General features: G+C 72.2%; 14 protein-coding genes, 1 rRNA gene and 1 pseudogene. 8 read left to right on the forward strand and 8 right to left on the reverse strand.

What is annotated here, in order from left to right:
• Positions 1-560: pseudogene (locus E1182_RS20285) on the forward strand (hypothetical protein); the annotation flags it as partial.
• Positions 561-619: 59 nt separating this feature from the next.
• On the opposite strand, the gene E1182_RS20290 reads toward E1182_RS20285, so the two are convergent.
• Positions 620-1,294 (reverse strand): 1-acyl-sn-glycerol-3-phosphate acyltransferase, encoded by a 675-nt coding sequence (locus E1182_RS20290; protein WP_132267651.1) that lies wholly within the window; start codon positions 1,292-1,294, stop codon positions 620-622.
• A 132-nt stretch (positions 1,295-1,426) separates the two neighbouring features.
• The gene (gene ileS / locus E1182_RS20295) at positions 1,427-4,633 is read right to left on the reverse strand and encodes an isoleucine--tRNA ligase (RefSeq protein WP_132267654.1); all 3,207 of its coding nucleotides are present in this window, start codon (positions 4,631-4,633) and stop codon (positions 1,427-1,429) included.
• A gap of 318 nt (positions 4,634-4,951) precedes the next feature.
• Between ileS and E1182_RS20300 the strand changes: the two genes are divergently transcribed.
• From E1182_RS20300 to E1182_RS20315, 4 genes are read left to right on the forward strand one after another with little or no spacing between them, the layout of a single operon-like run.
• Positions 4,952-5,965 (forward strand): ArsR family transcriptional regulator, encoded by a 1,014-nt coding sequence (locus E1182_RS20300; RefSeq protein ID WP_132267656.1) that lies wholly within the window; start codon positions 4,952-4,954, stop codon positions 5,963-5,965.
• Between the two features lie 59 nt (positions 5,966-6,024).
• Positions 6,025-7,032, forward strand: coding sequence for an ABC transporter ATP-binding protein (locus tag E1182_RS20305; RefSeq protein ID WP_132267659.1), 1,008 nt, complete (start codon positions 6,025-6,027; stop codon positions 7,030-7,032).
• A gap of 11 nt (positions 7,033-7,043) precedes the next feature.
• Positions 7,044-7,802 (forward strand): ABC transporter permease, encoded by a 759-nt coding sequence (locus E1182_RS20310; RefSeq protein WP_132267662.1) that lies wholly within the window; start codon positions 7,044-7,046, stop codon positions 7,800-7,802.
• A gap of 9 nt (positions 7,803-7,811) precedes the next feature.
• A complete protein-coding gene (locus E1182_RS20315; RefSeq protein ID WP_132267665.1) occupies positions 7,812-8,600 on the forward strand; it encodes an ABC transporter permease in 789 nt (262 codons plus the stop codon).
• Between the two features lie 79 nt (positions 8,601-8,679).
• On the opposite strand, the gene E1182_RS20320 is transcribed toward E1182_RS20315, so the two are convergent.
• Positions 8,680-10,242, reverse strand: coding sequence for an alkaline phosphatase (locus E1182_RS20320; protein WP_132267667.1), 1,563 nt, complete (start codon positions 10,240-10,242; stop codon positions 8,680-8,682).
• A gap of 188 nt (positions 10,243-10,430) precedes the next feature.
• On the opposite strand from E1182_RS20320, the gene E1182_RS20325 reads away from it, so the two are divergent.
• Positions 10,431-10,871, forward strand: coding sequence for a carboxymuconolactone decarboxylase family protein (locus E1182_RS20325; RefSeq protein ID WP_132267669.1), 441 nt, complete (start codon positions 10,431-10,433; stop codon positions 10,869-10,871).
• Between the two features lie 54 nt (positions 10,872-10,925).
• On the opposite strand, the gene ndk is transcribed toward E1182_RS20325, so the two are convergent.
• Positions 10,926-11,348, reverse strand: a complete 423-nt coding sequence (gene ndk / locus E1182_RS20330; RefSeq protein WP_132267672.1) for a nucleoside-diphosphate kinase — start codon at positions 11,346-11,348, stop codon at positions 10,926-10,928.
• Between the two features lie 142 nt (positions 11,349-11,490).
• On the opposite strand from ndk, the gene E1182_RS20335 reads away from it, so the two are divergent.
• Positions 11,491-12,771, forward strand: coding sequence for a VOC family protein (locus E1182_RS20335; protein ID WP_132267675.1), 1,281 nt, complete (start codon positions 11,491-11,493; stop codon positions 12,769-12,771).
• Between the two features lie 37 nt (positions 12,772-12,808).
• Here E1182_RS20335 and E1182_RS20340 read toward each other — a convergent pair whose 3' ends face one another.
• From E1182_RS20340 to E1182_RS20350, 3 genes are read right to left on the reverse strand one after another with little or no spacing between them, the layout of a single operon-like run.
• On the reverse strand, positions 12,809-13,195 hold the full coding sequence (locus tag E1182_RS20340; RefSeq protein ID WP_132267677.1) for a DUF4233 domain-containing protein: 387 nt from the start codon (positions 13,193-13,195) through the stop codon (positions 12,809-12,811).
• Entirely contained in the window at positions 13,192-14,526 is a 1,335-nt protein-coding gene (locus E1182_RS20345) for a folylpolyglutamate synthase/dihydrofolate synthase family protein (protein WP_132267680.1), read from the reverse strand. The genes E1182_RS20340 and E1182_RS20345 overlap by 4 nt, the downstream gene beginning before the upstream one ends.
• The gene (locus tag E1182_RS20350; RefSeq protein WP_132267683.1) at positions 14,523-17,141 is read right to left on the reverse strand and encodes a valine--tRNA ligase; all 2,619 of its coding nucleotides are present in this window, start codon (positions 17,139-17,141) and stop codon (positions 14,523-14,525) included. Before E1182_RS20350 ends, E1182_RS20345 begins: the two co-directional genes overlap by 4 nt.
• Before the next feature lie 69 nt (positions 17,142-17,210).
• Between E1182_RS20350 and E1182_RS20355 the strand changes: the two genes are divergently transcribed.
• Positions 17,211-17,894 carry a hypothetical protein gene (locus tag E1182_RS20355; RefSeq protein ID WP_132267685.1) on the forward strand — a complete coding sequence of 228 codons (684 nt, stop codon included), beginning with the start codon at positions 17,211-17,213 and terminating at the stop codon, positions 17,892-17,894.
• A 136-nt stretch (positions 17,895-18,030) separates the two neighbouring features.
• Here E1182_RS20355 and rrf read toward each other — a convergent pair.
• Positions 18,031-18,147: ribosomal RNA gene (rrf, locus tag E1182_RS20360) — 5S ribosomal RNA — on the reverse strand.
• Positions 18,148-18,154 lie beyond the last annotated feature (7 nt).

Raw genomic sequence — 18,154 nt, forward strand, 5'->3', positions numbered from 1 at the left:
AGCCGGCCCGACCCCGCCGGCGCCGCCGCTGGCCGTGGGTACTGCTGCTCAGCCTGGCCTGCTGCTGCGGCTGCCCGGCCTGGTTCGGCAAGCCGATGTGGGAGCAGTATCCGGCCGATGCGGCGCTGCCACCGCTGGTGGCCGACCTGACGCTGCGCGACGACGCGCGCAGCAAGGCCACCGCCAACCAGTTGACCACCGAGGTACGCGAGGCGAACCTGCTCGCCGAGGACGTCTTCGCCGGCGTCTACGACACCGGGGACGGCAAGCGGGTGACGGTCTTCGGCACCACCGGCTTCCGGCTCAGCCCCGAGGCGGACGCCGAGGATGAGATGACCCGGCTGACCGACACCTACCGGCTGGACCCCTCGGAGCCGGTGGAGACCGGGGTCCGGGGCCGGCACGCCCGCTGTGCCAAGGGTCACACCGACGGTGGCGTGGTGGTCTGCACCTCGGTCGACCACGGCAGCATCACCACCGCGGTCTTCACCCGGCTCTCCGTCGACGACAGCGCCCGCCTGCTGGAGGTGTTGCGCGGTCAGATCGTCACCAACGGGTAGCGCCGGGCGCGGCGTGCCCAACCGTGGGCCGACCCCACCAGCAGACCCCCGCAGGCGGGTCAGCCCGGTTCGCCGCGCCTGGGGGCGTAGCGGGGGACGTACTCCTGGCCGGTGAGCTTCTGGATCTCCGCCATCAACTCGTCGGTCATCGCGCGCAGCGAGGTGCGGTCGTCCGGGCGGCCGGTGAAGTCCAGTGGCTTGCCGAACCGGATGATGATCTTCGCTTTGCCCGGCCGGGGCACCCGGACCCCGATGGGCTGGGCCTTGTCGGTGCCGACCATGCCGACCGGGACGATCGGCACACCGGCCGCCACGGCGAGCCGGGCCGCGCCGGTGCGCCCCCGGTAGAGCCGCCCGTCCGGCGAACGCGTCCCTTCCGGATAGACCGCCACCAGCTCCCCCGACCGCAGCGCGGGAATGGCCGCGTCGAACGCGGACAGTGCCGCCCGTCCACCGGCCCGCTCCACCGGGATCGCACCCAAACCGGTGAGGACGAACTTCGACAACGCCCCCTTCACCCCGGAGCCGTTGAAGTACTCCGACTTGGCCCAGAACGCCAGGTGACGGGGGACCACGGTGCCGAGGAACAGTTCGTCGGCGACGGAGAGGTGGTTGCCGGCGAAGATCGCTCCGCCGGTCTCCGGGATGTGCTCCAACCCCTCCACGGTCGGGCGGAACGCCAACCGGAGCGCGGGCGCCACGGTGAGCTTGCCGATGGTGTAGAGCAGGGGCACTGGTCCTCCGGCGGTCGCGTACGAACAGGCGGTGTCACGGTAGCGGACCGCTGCCCGTCCACCCCAGCGGGTAGCCGCCCGCCCGACGGGTGGTCCCCGGCGCGACCCGCCGGCGGACCACCCGTCGGCAGGTCACACCCGCCGCACCACCACCGTCACCCGCTCACCCTCGCCGACCTCGCCGGCAAAGCCGTCGACACCCTCGACGAAGTCGACGCTGTCGGCCAGCACCTCCCGAGCCACGAAGTCCCGGTACGCCGACACCGCCGCGCGGACCTCCTCGCCGGCCGACAGCGCCACCACGATCCGGTCCGACACGTCGAGGTCGGCGTCCCGGCGGGCCTGCTGCACCACCCGGACCACGTCCCGGGCCAGTCCCTCCGCGGCCAACTCCGGAGTGACCTCGGTGTCCAGCACCACCACGCCCTCACCGCCGGGCAACGGCGCGGAGTGCTCGGCGTCGGCGGCGACCAGGCGCAGCTCGTACTCGCCCTCGGCGAGGGTCACCCCGGCGGCGACCGGGGTGCCGTCGACCAACTCCCACTCCCCCGCCTTGACCGCCTTGATGACCTGCTGGACGGCCTTGCCGACCCGCGGGCCGAGCGCCCGGGGCACCACGGTCAACACCTGCTGGCAGTGCTGCTGCACCTCGTCGGTGAACTCCACCGCCTTGACGTTGACCTCGTCGGCGACCAGGTCGGCGAACGGCCGCAGCTGCCCCGCCACCGGCGAGGCCACGGTCAGCCTCGACAACGGCAGCCGGACCCGCAGTCCCTTGGCCTTGCGCAGCGACAGCGCCACCGAGCAGACGTCCCGCACCGCGTCCATCGCCGCCACCAGGTCGTGGTCGGCCGGGAACTCCTCGGCGGACGGCCAGTCGGTCAGGTGCACCGACCGCTCGCCGGTCAGCCCCCGCCAGATCTCCTCGGCGGTCAGCGGCGCCAGCGGCGCCACCACCCGGCACAGCGTCTCCAGCACCGTCCACAGGGTGTCGAACGCGTCGGCGTCGCCGGACCAGAACCGGTCCCGGGAACGGCGCACGTACCAGTTGGTCAGCGCGTCCAGGTAGGACCGGACGGTGGCGCAGGCGCCGGAGATGTCGTACGCGTCCATCTGCGCCTGCACCGTCGACACCAGCTCGCGCGTCTTCGCCAGCACGTACCGGTCGAGCAGGTTGCCGGCGGCCTCGCCGCCACCGGTCGGCACGGCGTCGGTCGTCCGCTTCGCCCGGTAGCCGTCCGCGTTGGCGTAGAGCGAGAAGAAGTACCAGACGTTCCACAGCGGCAGCAGCACCTGCCGCACCGCGTCCCGGATGCCCGCCTCGGTCACCGGCATGTCGCCGCCGCGCAGCACCGGCGAGGACATCAGCATCCACCGCATCGCGTCCGACCCGTAGGAGTCGAACACGTGGTAGACGTCCGGGTAGTTGCGCAGGCTCTTGGACATCTTGCGCCCGTCGGAGCCGAGCAGGATGCCGTGGCTGAGGCAGTTGCGGAACGCCGGCCGGTCGAACAGCGCGGTGGCCAGCACGTGCATGGTGTAGAACCAGCCGCGGGTCTGCCCGATGTACTCGACGATGAAGTCGCCCGGGTAGTGGTGCTCGAACCAGTCGCGGTTCTCGAACGGGTAGTGCACCTGGGCGAACGGCATCGAACCGGACTCGAACCAGCAGTCCAGCACCTCCGGCACCCGGCGCATCATCGATCGCCCGGTCGGGTCGTCCGGGTTGGGACGGACCAGGTCGTCCACCGCCGGCCGGTGCAGGTCGGTCAGGCGTACGCCGAAGTCCCGCTCGATCTCTTCCAGCGAGCCGTAGACGTCGACGCGCGGGTAGGCCGGGTCGTCGGAGCGCCACACCGGGATCGGCGAGCCCCAGAACCGGTTCCGGCTGATCGACCAGTCCCGGGCGTTGGCCAGCCACTTGCCGAACGAGCCGTCCTTGATGTGCCCGGGCGTCCAGTTGATCTGCTGGTTCAGCTCGACCATCCGGTCCTTGAACCTCGTCACCGCCACGAACCAGGACGACACGGCCTTGTAGACCAGCGGGGTGTCACAGCGCCAGCAGTGCGGGTACGAGTGGGTGTAGGTGTCCTGCCGGAACACCACCCCCCGCTCCTTCAGCTCCCGGATCACCGGCTTGTTGACGTCGAAGACCTGCTCACCCTGATAGGGCGGGACCAGGGCGGTGAACCGGGTGTGGTCGTCCACCGTGACGACGGTCGGGATGCCGGCGGCGTTGCAGACGTTCTGGTCGTCCTCGCCGAAGGCCGGGGCCAGGTGGACGACGCCGGTGCCGTCCTCGGTGGTGACGAAGTCCGCGCCGAGCACCTGGTAGGCGTTCTCCCCGGCCTGCGCGACGAGGAAGTCGTACAGCGGGGTGTAGCGGCGGCCGGCCAGGTCCGCGCCGCGCACGACGCCGACCTGCTCGTACCCGTCCAGTTCCTTGGCGTACGCGGCGAGCCGGGCGGCGCCGACGACGTACCGCTGCCCGTCGCGCTCCAGCACCGCGTACTCGATGTCCGGGCCGACGGCGAGCGCCAGGTTCGACGGCAGGGTCCACGGCGTGGTGGTCCAGACGCCGAGGCGCACCGGCCCCCGCAGCAGTTCCGGCGCGTCGTCGTCGGGGGTGAGCGTGAACCACACCGACAGGGTCGGGTCGTGCCGGTCCCGGTAGACGTCGTCCATCCGGGTCTCGGTGTTCGACAGCGGCGTCTCGCACCGCCAGCAGTACGCCAGCACCCGGAAGCCCTCGTAGACCAGCCCCTTGTCGTACAGGGTCTTGAAGGCCCACATGACGCTTTCCATGTAGTCCAGGTCGAGGGTCTTGTAGTCGTTGCCGAAGTCGACCCAGCGGGCCTGCCGGGTGACGTAGCGCTCCCAGTCCTGGGTGAACTCCAGCACCGAGGTGCGGCACGCCTCGTTGAACCGGGCCACCCCGAGGTCGAGGATCTCCGCCTTGCTGGTGATGCCGAGCTGCTTCTCGGCGACCACCTCGGCGGGCAGGCCGTGGCAGTCCCAACCGAACCGCCGCTCCACCCGCCGCCCCCGCATGGTCTGGTAGCGCGGCACCACGTCCTTGACGTACCCGGTGAACAGGTGGCCGTAGTGCGGCAGTCCGTTGGCGAACGGCGGGCCGTCGTAGAAGACGTACTCGTTGTCGGCGGCGCCCGCGCCGCCGCCGGTGCTGTCCGATTGCCGGCGGGACGCCGGCCGCGCCTCGACGGACGCCTCGAAGGTCTTGTCGGCAGTCCAGTGTTCGAGGACCCGGCGCTCGACCGCGGGCAGGTCCGGGCTCGCCGGGACGCCGGCGGCGGTCGGGTCGTGCAACGGATAGACCATCGGGGGTCGCTCTCCTCAGCAGCAGCTCACTCGTGTGGGTCTGCGAGGACGAGCCCCACGGGTACGCCGTCACCGGCGCCCCCGGGCGAGGCCCGCGGTACCACCCCGCTTGACGGTCAGGATCGACCGCCCGCTCGTTGGCCGGCTGTGACGGGCCGGACCCGTCCGGTTCTACTGGGCCGGGGTGAGCCGGCTGTTCTTCCGGAGGCTCGCCGGTGATGGCCGGGTCATCGCCTTACGGTGCTCAACGATACTCGACCCGCCGCCGCACCCGCCGCCGAGTAATCCCGCCCACCGGCCGCGCCCTAGGCTGGGCAGGTGATCCGGATCGAGTTGGACGAGCCGACGCTGGCCCGCACCCGGATCGCCACCAGCCCGCTCTGGGAGGTGATGACCAGCCTGTACGTGCTGCACCGCAACCCGGGCGAGGCTCCCTGGCCGTACACCGGCTGGGCCCGGCACGCCCGGCGGGTGCTCGCCGAGGTGCCGGCGACCGGGCCGGCCCGGTTGCTGACCATCGGCTCCCGGGCCCCGGACTTCCTCAGCCCGGTCCCCACGTCGGCCGCGCCGACCCTGGCCCAGCAGCTCGCCGAGCTGCGCTCGACGCCGGCCGAGGTGATCGCGGAGCAGATTCCCCGTTACCACCGCCCCGATGACGTGCCCGCCTGGCTGCGCCGGTTCGTCACCGACCGGCAGGCGGCCCTGGACCGGCTCGCCGACGGCATTCAGGCGTACTGGGACGCGGCGATCGCGCCCTGGTGGCCGGCGATGCGGGCGGCGTTGGACGAGGAGGTGCTGCACCGGGCCCGCACGCTCGCCGCCGACGGTCCGGACGCGCTGCTGGGCGACCTGCACGAGCGGGTGCGCTGGGAGAAGCCGGTGCTGAGCCTGGTCAAGCCGCTGGAGCAACGGTTCGAGGCGGTGAACCAGCGGCTGCTGCTGATCCCGTTGATCTTCTCCCGGGGTGCGCTCGCCTGCTCCACCGACCATCCGGAGGTCGTCGCCGTCTCCTACCAGGCGCGGGGTGCCGCGCTGCTGGCCGAGAACGCGCCCGCGCCGACGGCGTCCAACGGCACCGATCGGCTCGCTGTGCTGGTCGGGCGGGGGCGGGCCCAGGTGCTGCGGGCGCTCACCCGGCCGGCCACCACCGCCGGCCTCGCCGCGACCCTTCAGCTGGCGCCGAGCACCGTCTCCGAGCAGCTCGCGGCGCTGCTCAACGCCGGGGTGGTGCATCGCCGTCGGGTCGGGCGGCGGGTGCTCTACGGCCTGGAGCCGGCCGGCCTGGCCCTGGTCCAGCTCATCGGCGACGAACCGCTGACCGCCTCTGCCTGAGCATTCGGTCCGATCCGAATTCGTTTCCCCGTCCATCCCGCCGCCCCTAGCCTCCCGCCATGAGCGAGTACGCGATCGAGGCGAGCGGGTTGCGCCGCACCTACCGCAGCCGCACGGGATGGTTGCGCCCCCAGCGCCGGGAGGTGCAGGCGGTCCGCGGCGTCGACCTGACGGTCGGCAACGGGGAGCTGTTCGGCCTGCTGGGCCCGAACGGCGCTGGCAAGACGACCACCATCAAACTGCTGAACACCCTGCTCATCCCGACCGCAGGGACGGCCCGGATCTGCGGCTTCGACGTGGTCGGGCAGACCCGGGAGGTACGCCGCCGGATCGGGTACGTCTTCGGCGGTGACCGGGGCCTCTACGACCGACTCTCCGCGCGGGACAACCTGCGGTACTTCGCCGAGCTGTACGGCGTGCCGGGCCGGGAGCAGAAGCGGCGTATCGCCGAGCTGCTGGAGCTGGTCCGGTTGACGGGCCGGGAGAACGAGCGGGTCGAGGGCTACTCGCGGGGTATGCGGCAGCGGCTGCACATCGCCCGGGGGCTGCTGCACCGGCCACGGGTGCTCTTCCTGGACGAACCGTCGATCGGTGTGGACCCGGTGGCCGCCCGGGAACTGCGGCAGACCGTCGCCGAGCTGGCCGCCACCGGCACCACCGTCCTGCTGACGACGCACTACATGGCCGAGGCGGACGAGCTGTGCGGCCGGATCGCGGTGATCGCCGGCGGCCGGATCCAGGCCCTCGGCACTCCGGCAGAGCTGCGACACCACGCCGACGGCCGGCGGGTGCTGGAGGTGGAGGCGTACGGGGTGACCGATGACCGGCTGGCGGTCATCCATGCCCTGCCCGGGGTGCGGGAGGCGAGCCTGGAGGTGGTCGGGGCCGCGCAGGTGCTCGCCGTGCAGTCCGACGCGCGGGTCGACGTACAGGCCGACGTGCTGCGGGCGCTGGACGGCGTCCGGCTGGGCCGGGTGACCGCCCGGCAGCCCACCCTGGAGGACGCGTACGTGGCGATCGTCAACCGGGTGGACGGGCGCCGGGCCGCCGAGGCGGTGCCGGCGTGAGGACCCTGCGGATGATCGTAATCGCTGCGTTGCTGCACGCCAAGCAGCTCAGCCGGTCGCCGTTCGAGATCGCCACCGCGCTGATCGTCCCGGTGGTACAGGCCACCCTGGCGGTCTACCTGTTCCGGGCCGGCGGCGAGCCGGGCCGAATGCTGGAGGCGGCGGTCGGCGCGGGCCTGATGGGCGTCTGGTCGTCGGTGCTGTTCGGCTCGGGCGGGGCGATCCAGAACCAACGCTGGCTCGGCACCCTGGAGATGATCATGTTGGCGCCCCGGCCACCCGCGTTGGTGATCCTGCCGATCACCATGGCCACCGCACTCACCGGCACCTACGCCATGGCCGCCACCCTGTTGTGGGGCCGGTTGCTCTACGGCATCCCGCTGGACTTCGCCAATCCCGTCGCGTTCGCCGTGGCGGTGCCCGGCTGCATCGTCGGGCTGGGCATGTTCGGTCTGCTGCTGGCGTCGACGTTCGTGCTGCTGCGCAACGCCAACGCGCTGACCAACACGCTGGAGTACCCCATCTGGCTGGTCTCCGGGATGCTCGTGCCGATCACGGTGCTGCCCGGGTGGACCGGCCCGATCGCGGCGGTACTACCCACCACGTGGGGCGCCCGGGCGGTCCGCGAGGCCGCCACCGGCAGCGGTGCGGTCTGGCCGTCGCTCGGCGTCTGCCTGGCGATCAGCATCGGCTGCCTGGCGGCCGGCGCGCTGATGATGACGTACGTCGAGCGGCGGGCGCGGGCCGCCGCCACGCTGGCGCTGGCCTGAGGAGCGACGATGACCGACCTGTTCCGGCTGGTGGGCACCGGTGGCGTGATCGCCTACCGGGCGCTGTTCAACTGGACCACCCCGGCGATGTTCGTCGGCACCCTGCTCGTCGGACCGCTGTTCCAGCTGCTGTTCTTCGCGTACCTGGGCCGGCAGCTCGGGGTCGCCGACGACCGCTTCTACATCGTCGGCAACGCGGTGCTGGCCGCGTCGCTGGCGTGCGTGTTCGGCGGCACCATGGCGGTGTCGAACGAGCGGCGCTTCGGCACCCTCGGGCACGTGCTGCTGTCGCCGCGCAGCCGCACGGCGATCTTCCTCGGCCGGGCCCTGCCGTACGCCGGCAACGGCCTGCTCATCGCGGTGACCACGCTGGGCGCAGCCGCGTTCCTGCTCGGTCTGCGGATACCCGTGTCGGCGCTGCCGGCCCTGCTGCTCACCCTCGCCGTGGCGGCGCTGTCCTGTGGTTTCTTCGGCCTGGCCCTGGGTGCGCTGGGCCTGCGTTTCCGCGACGTCTGGCTGGTGTCCAACGTGTCGGTGGCGCTGCTGCTCCTGCTCACCGGCGTGAATGTGCCGGCCGCCGAACTTCCGGCCGGGATGCGCCTGGCGGCCCAGTTCCTCCCGATCACCCACGCGGCCGAGGCCGCCCGCCGCCTCGCGGCCGGTGACGGTCTGTCCGCGGCGGCGGCCCCGCTGGTGGCGGAGGCGGCGGTCGGCCTGGCGTACGCGGTCCTCGCCGCCGCCCTACTGAAGCTCTTCGAGGCCGAGTCCCGTCGCCACGCCTCGCTGGACACCCTCTGAGCCCACCGGGCACTGATCACGATGGGGTCGACGGCAAGCCGTCGACCCCATCGTGATCAGCCGCCGGGGTCGGGGCGGACTACGGGGCCGGCAGGGTGGTGGTCCACAGGGAGCGGCCGTCACGGTCGCGGAGGTGGACCGTGAGGGCGCGGCTTGCGGCGTCGATGTTCACCTCACCGAAGTGCTGGAAGCCCTCCGCGGGTGAGGTGTTGGCGCGTGGCGGCGCGTGCACGAACACGGCCCTCGGACCGAACGTGCCGTCGAGGCGGTTCGGGCCGAACGCGCCGGCGTGCGCCGGGCCGGAGACGAACTCCCAGAACGGCGTGAAGTCGGCGACCGCTGCCCGCGCCGGGTCGTAGTGGTGCGCCGCGGTGTAGTGCACGTCGGCGGTGAGGAACACGATCCCGGTCACCCCGGCCCGGTGTGCCGCGGCGAGCACCTGCGCGAACTCCAGCTCCCGACCCGCCGGCGCCCCCGGGTCGCCCTGGGCCACGCCCTCCAGGGCGGTCGACCCGTCCGGCACCACCAGACCGAGCGGCAGGTCGATCGCGATCACCTTCCAGGTCGCCCGCGAGCGGGTCAGCTCCCGGATCAGCCACTCCCGCTGCTCGCGGCCGAGCAGGCCCCGACCCGGGTCGGGGTACGTGTTGCCGTCGTTCGGGTCCTTCCAGGTCCGCATGTCGAGGACGAAGACGTCCAGCAGCGGCCCGTACGGCAGCCGCCGGTACAGCGGGCCGCGAACCGGGGTGGGCAGCCACTCGTCGAAGGCCTGCCGGGCGCGGGCGGCGAGCACGTCGACCCGCTTCTCGGTGTACCGGGCGTCGGTCAGCACCTCACCCGGGTACCAGTTGTTGGTCACCTCGTGGTCGTCCCACTGGTTGACCTGCGGCACCTCGGCGACGAACGCGCGCAGGTGCTCGTCGAGCAGGTTGTACGCGTACTGGCCCCGGAACTCGGCCAGCGTCTCGGCGACCTTGCTCTTCTCCGGCGTCACCAGGTTCCGCCAGACCCGCCCGTCCGGCAGCGTCACGGTCTCGGTCAGCGGGCCGTCGGCGTATACCGTGTCACCGCTGCACAGGAAGAAGTCGGGGCGGGCGGCCCGCATCGCGGCGAAGATCGACATGCCGCCGAAGTCGGGCGCGATGCCCCAGCCCTGCCCGGCGATGTCACCGGTCCAGACGAACCGCACGTCGCGGCGCTCCCGCCCACCGGGGGCGGTGCGCAGCGACCCGGTGAGCGGCTCGCTGACCAGCCCCGGCCGGTCCAGGCTCTCCACCCGCACCCGGTAGTACAGGCGCTCGCCGCAGGGCAAGCCGCGCAGCCGCACCTTCCCGGTGAAGTCCCTGGTCGGGTCCAGCACCGGCCCACGCAGCCGCCGGGCCCCGCGCAGGTCCGGCCGCCGGCTCACCTCCACCAGCATCCGGCCCGGCCGGTCCGCCCGGGTCCACACCACGGCCGACTCGGCGGACACGTCGCCGCTCTGCACCCCATGGCTCAGCACGGGGCGGCCCGACGGGCGCCACCCGGGCGCGCCGGGCACGCGGGCGGCCGCGCCGGCTCCGCCGAGAAGCGCACCGCCGGCGACTCCCGCGCCCGCCACCAGGCCGGTTCGCAGCAGCGTACGTCGATCAAGCTCGGTCATCTTTCCTCCCGGATCGGGGACTGACCCCGTCGGTCTACCGAGCCGACATGACCGGCGGTCGCGACCCGGGTGACCGCAGTGGGAACGGCGGCTGTCGTGCCGCATGACCAGCGTCACACCCCTGTGCCGTCACGCCGGCTGGCGCCGGCTCGTCGGATCCGTGTCCGACACCGACAGGGGAGGTTGTCATGCAGCGAATCAACGTGGCCGAGGTGGCGCCGGAGGCGTACCAGGCGGTGCTGGGGCTGGAGCGCTACGTCCGGGCGAACGTCGAGCACACCGTGCTGGAACTGGTCAAGCTGCGGGCGTCGATTTCGAACGGCTGCGCGTTCTGCGTCGACATGCACAGCCGCGAGGCGCTCGCGGCGGGCGAGTCGAACCGGCGGCTGTTCGCGGTGGCCGCCTGGCGGGAGGCACCGTTCTTCGACGAGCGGGAGCGGACCGCGCTGGCGCTCACCGACGCGGTCACCCGCCTCGGCGAGCACGGCGTCCCCGACGACGTCTGGGACGACGCGGCGAAGGTGTGGTCGCAGAAGGAGCTGGTCGACCTGGTGATGGCGATCGCCACCATCAACGTGTGGAACCGGATCGCGGTGACCACCCGCGCCCAGCCCCCGGCCGAGGTCTGAGCTCCGGACACGACGACGCCCGGGCCGGATCACCGGCCCGGGCGTGGTGACGGCTCAGCCCAGCCCGGGGAACCAGAGCGCGATCTCCCGCTTGGCGCTGTCGACCGAGTCCGAGGCGTGCACCAGGTTCTCCCGGTTCGACAGGGCCAGGTCGCCGCGGATGGTGCCGGCGGCGGCCCGACGGCCGTCGGTGACGCCGATCATGCCCCGGACCACCTCGATCACCTGGTCACCGGCGAGCACCAGCGCCACCAGCGGCCCACTGGTCATGAACGCCTTCAGCGGCGGGTAGAACGGCTTGTCCACATGCTCGGCGTAGTGCTGGTCGGCGAAGTCGCCGTCCAGCGTCCGCGTCTGCATGGCGTCGATCCGCAGGCCCTTGCGCTCGAAACGGGAGATGATCTCACCGACCAGGCCCCGGCGGACCGCGTCAGGCTTGATCAGTACGAGCGTGCGCTCGTCCGGGCTGCTGGACACGCTGGGTTCCTCCTGTGCGCACAAGACGGTCGGGCTGGGTACGGTCAGCCTACCGACCCGGTCCCGGTGTCGGCCCGGCGGCCGTTCCTTCCCTCGGTTGCCGGATCGGCCTAGCCTGGCCATGACCCCCGGGAGGTCCACTGTGGCGAATGGCGGAAACCGTCCCATCGCACCGGTACGCAAGCTGATCGCCGCGGTGCTGGGCACCGTGGCCACGTTCATCGTGCTGTTCGGCCTCGGCATGACGAGCTGGGCGATCGTGGCCCTCGGCGTGGCCCTGCTGGTGTTGGCCGTCGCCCTGGCCACCGTACGCGCCGGCGGGCGCACCTGGGTGGTCGGTGTGGGGCACGTGCACAGCGCCTCCGAACCGCCCACCCAGTACGCCTTCGGCCGCTGTGAACTCCAGCTGGTGATCGACGCGCCCGGCATGCCGCCCCGCTCCAAGAAAATCATCGAGCCGCGGGTACCGGTGGCGAAGTGGCCGTCGCTCGGGCAGGCCCTGCCGATCCGGGTGGCGCTGGACGACCAGCGGCACATCCGGGTGCTCTGGGACGAGGTACCCACCCACGCCGAGAGCGCCGTCGCGGCCGACCTGCCCCCGGAGTACGCCGGCACCGAACCGGTCGAGGATGTGCTGATCGCGCAGGAGGACCCGCCGTGGGTCGGCCGCCCGGCCGACGACGACCTCCACGACGACCTGCGCGACGAGTTCCGCGACCCGCCGCCGGCCGACCCGCTCGGCGACCCGCTGGGCGCGCCGGTGACGCCCGAGCAGCGGGAGCCGGTGGTGGTCCACCAACGGCCCGGCGGGCCGGTGGTGCTGGAGGGCATCCTCGTCGAACAGCCGCAGACCGGGCTGCCCCACCGGGCCACCCCCGCGCCCCGGCCGCCCGCCGAGGAACGTTTCGACGCGCCGACGGCCGGCCCGTTCGACGACCCGGTCGACGTCGCGCTGGACGACCCGCGGTCGACGGACCGGATCGACCCAGACGAGCTGGACGAGGCGATCTTCGGGTACGACCCGGAGGCGGAGCCGACGGACGGCACCGCTCCGATCAGCGGCGTCGGCCTAACCCTGTTGGTCACCGACCTGTCCCGCTCGCTGGATTTCTACCGGTCGCTCGGCTTCACCGAGGTCGACCGGGGCTCCGGCAACGCGGTGCTCGCCTCCGGCGGCACCCGGCTGGTACTGCGCGAGATCACCGAGGCCGCCCCGGTCAGCCGCCGGCTGGTGCACGTCAACCTGGAGGTCGACGACATCGACGCCGCCTACCACCGGCTCAAGGACTCCGGCGTCAGGTTCACCTACGCACCCCGGGTGGTCAACCGGGGCAGCCGGCTGGAGGTCTGGGCCGCCGCCTTCCGTGACCCGGACGGCCACGGCGTCGCGCTGACCCAGTGGCGGGAACGCGCCGAGGCGTGACCGGCCGAACCGCCGGTACGCCGACGGCCCGGCCCGCTCAGCCCAGGACGACCCGGCGCACGTGCAACCCGTACGCCCACACCAGGCCGAACATCACGCCCAGCCCGAACAGCGACCAGTGCAGCAGCCCGCAGAGCAGCAGCAACCCCTGCAGCACGGTGCCGGCGTGCCAGGCCCACCACCGGCGCATCATCCCGGCCAGCACTACACAGGCGGTCGCCAGCGCGACGATCGCCGCGATGGCGGGCCCGCCCAGGTCCCCGCCGACCAGCCGGATCGGCTGGATCGCCAGCAGCAGCACCACCGCCTCCAGGACGAGGAGCCCGGCGCCCAGCCCTCGCATCGCCTTCTCCGGGTCGCGCAGCCCGGAGCGGCGTCGACCCTCGGGCCCGGCATCCGGGCGTTTTCCGGCCGGGTCGGTCATCGCTTCAAAAGCCGGCGGGCGTCGGCCACGGTCACCACCGATCCGGTGATCAGCACACCCACCCCGGCGAGCTCGCCGGGAACGTTCACCTCGGTCTCGGCGACGGCCGCCTCGATGGCGTCGGGCATCGCTTCGGCGACCTGCACCCGCTCGGGCCCGAAGACCTCGCGGGCCAGCTCGGCCAGGTCGTCGGCGGGCATCGCCCGGGGCGAGCTGTTGCCGGTCACCACGATCGAGTCGAGCACCGGCTCCAGCAGTTCCAGCAGGCTGGTGGCGTCCTTGTCGGCGAGCACCGCCAGCACCCCGACCAGCTTGCTGAAGGCGAACTCCTCCTGCAACGCGGTCACCGTGGCGGTCATCCCGTGCGGGTTGTGCGCGCCGTCGAGCAGAATCGTCGGCGCGTTGCGTACCTTCTCCAGCCGGCCCGGCGAGCTGGTCGCGGCGAAACCTTCCCGGACGGTCTCCACGTCGAGCTGCCGCCGGGCTCCCGCGCCGAGGAACGCCTCGACCGCGGCGAGCGCCACCGCCGCGTTCTGCGCCTGGTGCGCGCCGTGCAGCGGGACGAACACCTCCTCGTACACCCCGCCGAGGCCCTGGATGCTCAGCACCTGCCCACCGACGGCGACGGCCCGGCGCAGCACACCGAACTCGGAGCCCTCGCGGGCGACGGTCGCGCCCACCTCCACGCAGCGTTCCAGGATGGGCCGGGCCGCCTCGTCGTCCTGCGCCGCGCAGATCACCGTGGCCCCCTGGTGGATGATCCCCGCCTTGTGCAGGGCGATGTCCTCCAGCGTGTCGCCGAGCCACTCGGTGTGGTCCAACCCGATCGGCGTCAGCACCGCCACGCCGGCCTGGAGCACGTTGGTGGCGTCCTCCGCGCCGCCGAGCCCCACCTCGACCACCGCCACGTCGACGGGCGCGTCGGCGAACGTCGCGAACGCCAGCGCGGTGGTCAGGTCGAAGTAGGTCAGCGGCTCGGACGACCGCTGGTCGACCAGCTCGGCCAGCGGTGCCACCTCGCGGTACGTCGCGACGAAGCGTTCCTCGCTGACCGGCTCGCCGTCCAGACTGATCCGCTCCCGCACCGTCTCCAGGTGCGGGCTGGTGTACCGCCCGGTGTGCAGGCCGAAGGCCCGCAGCAGCGAGTCGATCATCCGGGCCGTGGACGTCTTGCCGTTGGTTCCGGTCAGGTGGATCGCCGGGTACGCCCGCTGCGGGCTGCCCAGCAGGTCGAGCAGGGACTCGATGCGGTCCAGCTCGAACACCATGCGGGTGAAGCCGCGGCTGGCCAGCTCGGCGTCGACGGCGGCGAATTCGGTGTGGTCGGTCACGAGGGAAGCGCCTCCAGCGCGGCGTCGATCCGCAGAAGGTCGGCCTCGGCGGTCGCCAACCGTTCCCGGATCTTCGCCACCACGTGCTCGGGGGCCTTGCCCACGAAGGCCGGGTTGTCCAGCTTCGCGCGGGCCTGCGCGACCTCCTTCCCGGCGGCGGCGCGGTCCTTGGTGAGCCGGGCGCGCTCGGCGGCCACGTCGATCGAGCCCCGGGTGTCCAGTTCGACGCTGACCTCGCCGGGCATGGCGAGGGTCGCGCTGGCCTGGAAGCCGTCACCGGGGGCGTCGAGCCGAACCAGGGAGCGGATCAGCCGCTCGTGCCCGGCGATACCCGCCACCGCCAGCCCGTCGAGCCGCGCCGCCACCCGCTGCGTCGGCCGCAGCCCCTGGTCGGAGCGGAACCGCCGGATCTCGGTCACCACCCGCTGGACGGTGCCGACCTCGGCCTCCGCGGCGTCGTCGATCCCGGTACGGTCGGCGACCGGCCAGGATGCCGTCATGACCGTCTCGCCGCCGGTGAGCGCGGTCCACAGCTCCTCGGTGACGAACGGGATGACCGGGTGCAGCAGTCGCAGCAGCTGGTCCAGCACGTGCCCGAGGACCCGGCGGGTGGCCTCGGCCGCTGCGCCGCCCTCGGCGAGCACCGGCTTGCTCAGCTCCACGTACCAGTCGCAGACATCGTCCCAGGCGAAGTGGTACAGCAGGTCGCAGACCTTCGCGAACTCGTACGCCTCGAACTGCTCGTCCACCTCGGCGGTGACGTGCGCCAGCCGGGACAGGATCCACCGGTCGACCGTGGACAGCTGGTCGGCGGCCGGCAGCGGCCCCTCGGTGTGCGCGCCGTTGAGCAGCGCGAACCGGGTAGCGTTCCACAGCTTGTTGCAGAAGTTGCGGGAGCCCTGGCACCACTCCTCGCTGACCGGCACGTCGCCACCCGGGTTCGCGCCCCGGGCCAGGGTGAACCGGGTGGCGTCCGCGCCGTACCGGTCGATCCAGTCCAGCGGGTCGACCACGTTGCCGAACGACTTGGACATCTTCTTGCCGTGCTGGTCGCGGACCATGCCGTGCAGGGCCACCGTGTCGAACGGCTGCACCCCGTCCATCGCGTACAGGCCGAACATCATCATCCTGGCGACCCAGAAGAACAGGATGTCGTAACCGGTGACGAGCACGCTGGTCGGGTAGAACTTCGCCAGGTCGGCGGTCCGCTCCGGCCAGCCGAGGGTGGAGAACGGCCACAGGCCACTGGAGAACCAGGTGTCCAGGACGTCCTCGTCCTGCCGCCAGCCCTCGCCGGTGGGTGGCGTCTCGTCGGGGCCGACGCAGACGATCTCCCCGTCCGGGCCGTACCAGACGGGGATGCGGTGGCCCCACCAGAGCTGCCGGGAGATGCACCAGTCGTGCATGTTGTCGACCCAGGCGAAGTAGCGCTTGGCCAGCTCGGCCGGCTCGATCGTCACCCGCCCGTCGCGGACGGCGTCGCCGGCGGCCTTGGCCAGCGGGGTGGTGTTGACGAACCACTGCAGCGACAGCCGCGGCTCGACCGTGGTCCGGCAGCGTGAGCAGTGCCCGACCGCGTGCACGTACGGCCGCTTCTCGGCGACGATCCGGCCCTGCTCGCGCAGCGCCGCGACGATCGCGGGGCGGGCCTCGTACCGGTCCAGCCCCTGGAACGGGCCGTGCGCGGTGATGACACCCCGCTCATCCATGATCGTGAGCGACGGCAGGTCGTGGCGCTGGCCGATCTCGAAGTCGTTCGGGTCGTGCGCCGGCGTCACCTTCACCATGCCGGTGCCGAAGGCCGGGTCGACGTGCTCGTCGCCGACGATCGGGATCCGGCGGCCGGTCAGCGGCAGCTCGACCTCGGTGCCGATGAGGTGCCGATACCGCTCGTCGGCGGGGTGCACCGCCACCGCGGTGTCGCCGAGCATCGTCTCGGCGCGGGTGGTGGCTACCACGACCTCGTCGCTGTACCGGATCGAGACCAGTTCGCCCTCGTCGTCGGTGTGCTCCACCTCGATGTCGGACAGCGCGGTGAGGCAGCGCGGGCACCAGTTGATGATCCGGTTGGCCCGATAGATCAAGCCGTCGTCGTACAGCTTCTTGAACATGGTCTGCACGGCGCGGGACAGGCCCTCGTCCATGGTGAAGCGCTCGCGGTCCCAGTCGACGGAGTCGCCGAGGCGACGCATCTGGCCGAGGATGGCGCCGCCGGATTCGGCCTTCCACTGCCAGACCCGCTCGACGAACTTCTCCCGGCCGAGGTCGTGCCGGGACAGCCCCTGCCCGGCGAGCTGCCGCTCGACCACGTTCTGGGTGGCGATGCCGGCGTGATCCATGCCGGGCAGCCAGAGCGCCTCGTGGCCCTGCATCCGCTTGCGGCGCACCAACGCGTCCTGAACGGTGTGGTCGAGCGCGTGTCCCATGTGCAGCGAGCCGGTGACGTTCGGCGGCGGGATGACGATGGCGAAGGGAGGCTTGTCACTTTCCGCCGATGCCCGGAAGTGGCCGGCGGCTACCCACTGCTCGTACCGTCGCTGCTCTACCTCGCCGGGCTGGTACTGGCCGGCGAGGGTCGGGGCGTCGGGGCGTCGGGCATCCAGTCTCTCGGTCACCCTGAAAGTCTACGGAGCGCTTCGGCGGACCTGACGTGCGCCACCTCTCCCTCGCGTACGGTGGCGAACATGTCCGACGCACATCTCAGCGAGCGCGAGCTGATCGACGGGCCGGAACCGGTCCACCTGTCCGACGAGCCGATCCGGCTGAGCAACCACGACCCGGCGGCCGACGCCGACACCGGGGCCCGGCCGTTCCGCAGACGGCGGGTCGCCCTGGGCGTCGCACTCGCCGTCGCGTTGGGCGGCCTCGGTGCCTTCGGCACCCTGGGATGGCGGATCGCCGAGCAGAAGGACACCCGGTTGGACACCCCGCAGAGCGTGGCCGGCCTGACCCGGGACGACTCGGAGGGGGCGCGCAGCACCGCCGACTACCTGCGCAGCGGCTTCGCCGCCGACATCGAACTGGACTACAGCTTCGGCACCGTCTATCGCGATCCGGCCGGGGCGACCGACTCCCCGGTGTTGCTGTTCGGCGGCACGGCGCTGATCTGGCGACCGGAGCGGGATCTGGACAGCCTCTTCGGGTTGATGGCCGATGAGACCGGCAAGGTGGCCGGGCTGCGCGAGGTGTCGGCGGGCCGGTTCGGGGGCGTGATGAAGTGTGGCACCACCCGTGGCACCGAGGGCTTCACCGTGTGCGGCTGGGCCGACCACGGCAGCGCAGTGATGGGAATGTTCCCGAACCGTTCGGTGGACGATGCCGCCGGCCTGTTCCGGCAGATCCGCGAGGCCATCCAGACCCGGGGCTGACGGCCGGTCCGCCTCCCCGGCTCTCCCCCGGGTACGCACACCGACGCTAGCTTCGGCCAGTCGTGGCTGGTGTTTTCGGGGGGGAATGCAGTTCAGGGCCACCCCCGGCCGGGGGTGGCCCTGAACTATGAAAATTGTCCGGCGGTGTCCTACTCTCCCACACCCTCACGAGTGCAGTACCATCGGCGCTGGAGGGCTTAGCTTCCGGGTTCGGAATGTTACCGGGCGTTTCCCCTCCGCCATGACCGCCGTAACACTAT

Origin of the sequence: Micromonospora sp. KC721 (assembly GCF_004348355.1) — a bacterium.
GTDB lineage: Bacteria > Actinomycetota > Actinomycetes > Mycobacteriales > Micromonosporaceae > Micromonospora.

Excerpts from the sequence above, each read along its gene's own strand:
- E1182_RS20355 (WP_132267685.1), top strand. The coding sequence starts at position 17,211 with ATGTCCGACGCACATCTCAGCGAGCGCGAGCTGATCGACGGGCCGGAA.
- E1182_RS20310 (WP_132267662.1), top strand. The coding sequence starts at position 7,044 with ATGATCGTAATCGCTGCGTTGCTGCACGCCAAGCAGCTCAGCCGGTCG.
- E1182_RS20340 (WP_132267677.1), bottom strand. The coding sequence starts at position 13,195 with ATGACCGACCCGGCCGGAAAACGCCCGGATGCCGGGCCCGAGGGTCGA.
- E1182_RS20315 (WP_132267665.1), top strand. The coding sequence starts at position 7,812 with ATGACCGACCTGTTCCGGCTGGTGGGCACCGGTGGCGTGATCGCCTAC.
- ileS (WP_132267654.1), bottom strand. The coding sequence starts at position 4,633 with ATGGTCTATCCGTTGCACGACCCGACCGCCGCCGGCGTCCCGGCGAGC.
- E1182_RS20305 (WP_132267659.1), top strand. The coding sequence starts at position 6,025 with ATGAGCGAGTACGCGATCGAGGCGAGCGGGTTGCGCCGCACCTACCGC.
- E1182_RS20325 (WP_132267669.1), top strand. The coding sequence starts at position 10,431 with ATGCAGCGAATCAACGTGGCCGAGGTGGCGCCGGAGGCGTACCAGGCG.
- E1182_RS20320 (WP_132267667.1), bottom strand. The coding sequence starts at position 10,242 with ATGACCGAGCTTGATCGACGTACGCTGCTGCGAACCGGCCTGGTGGCG.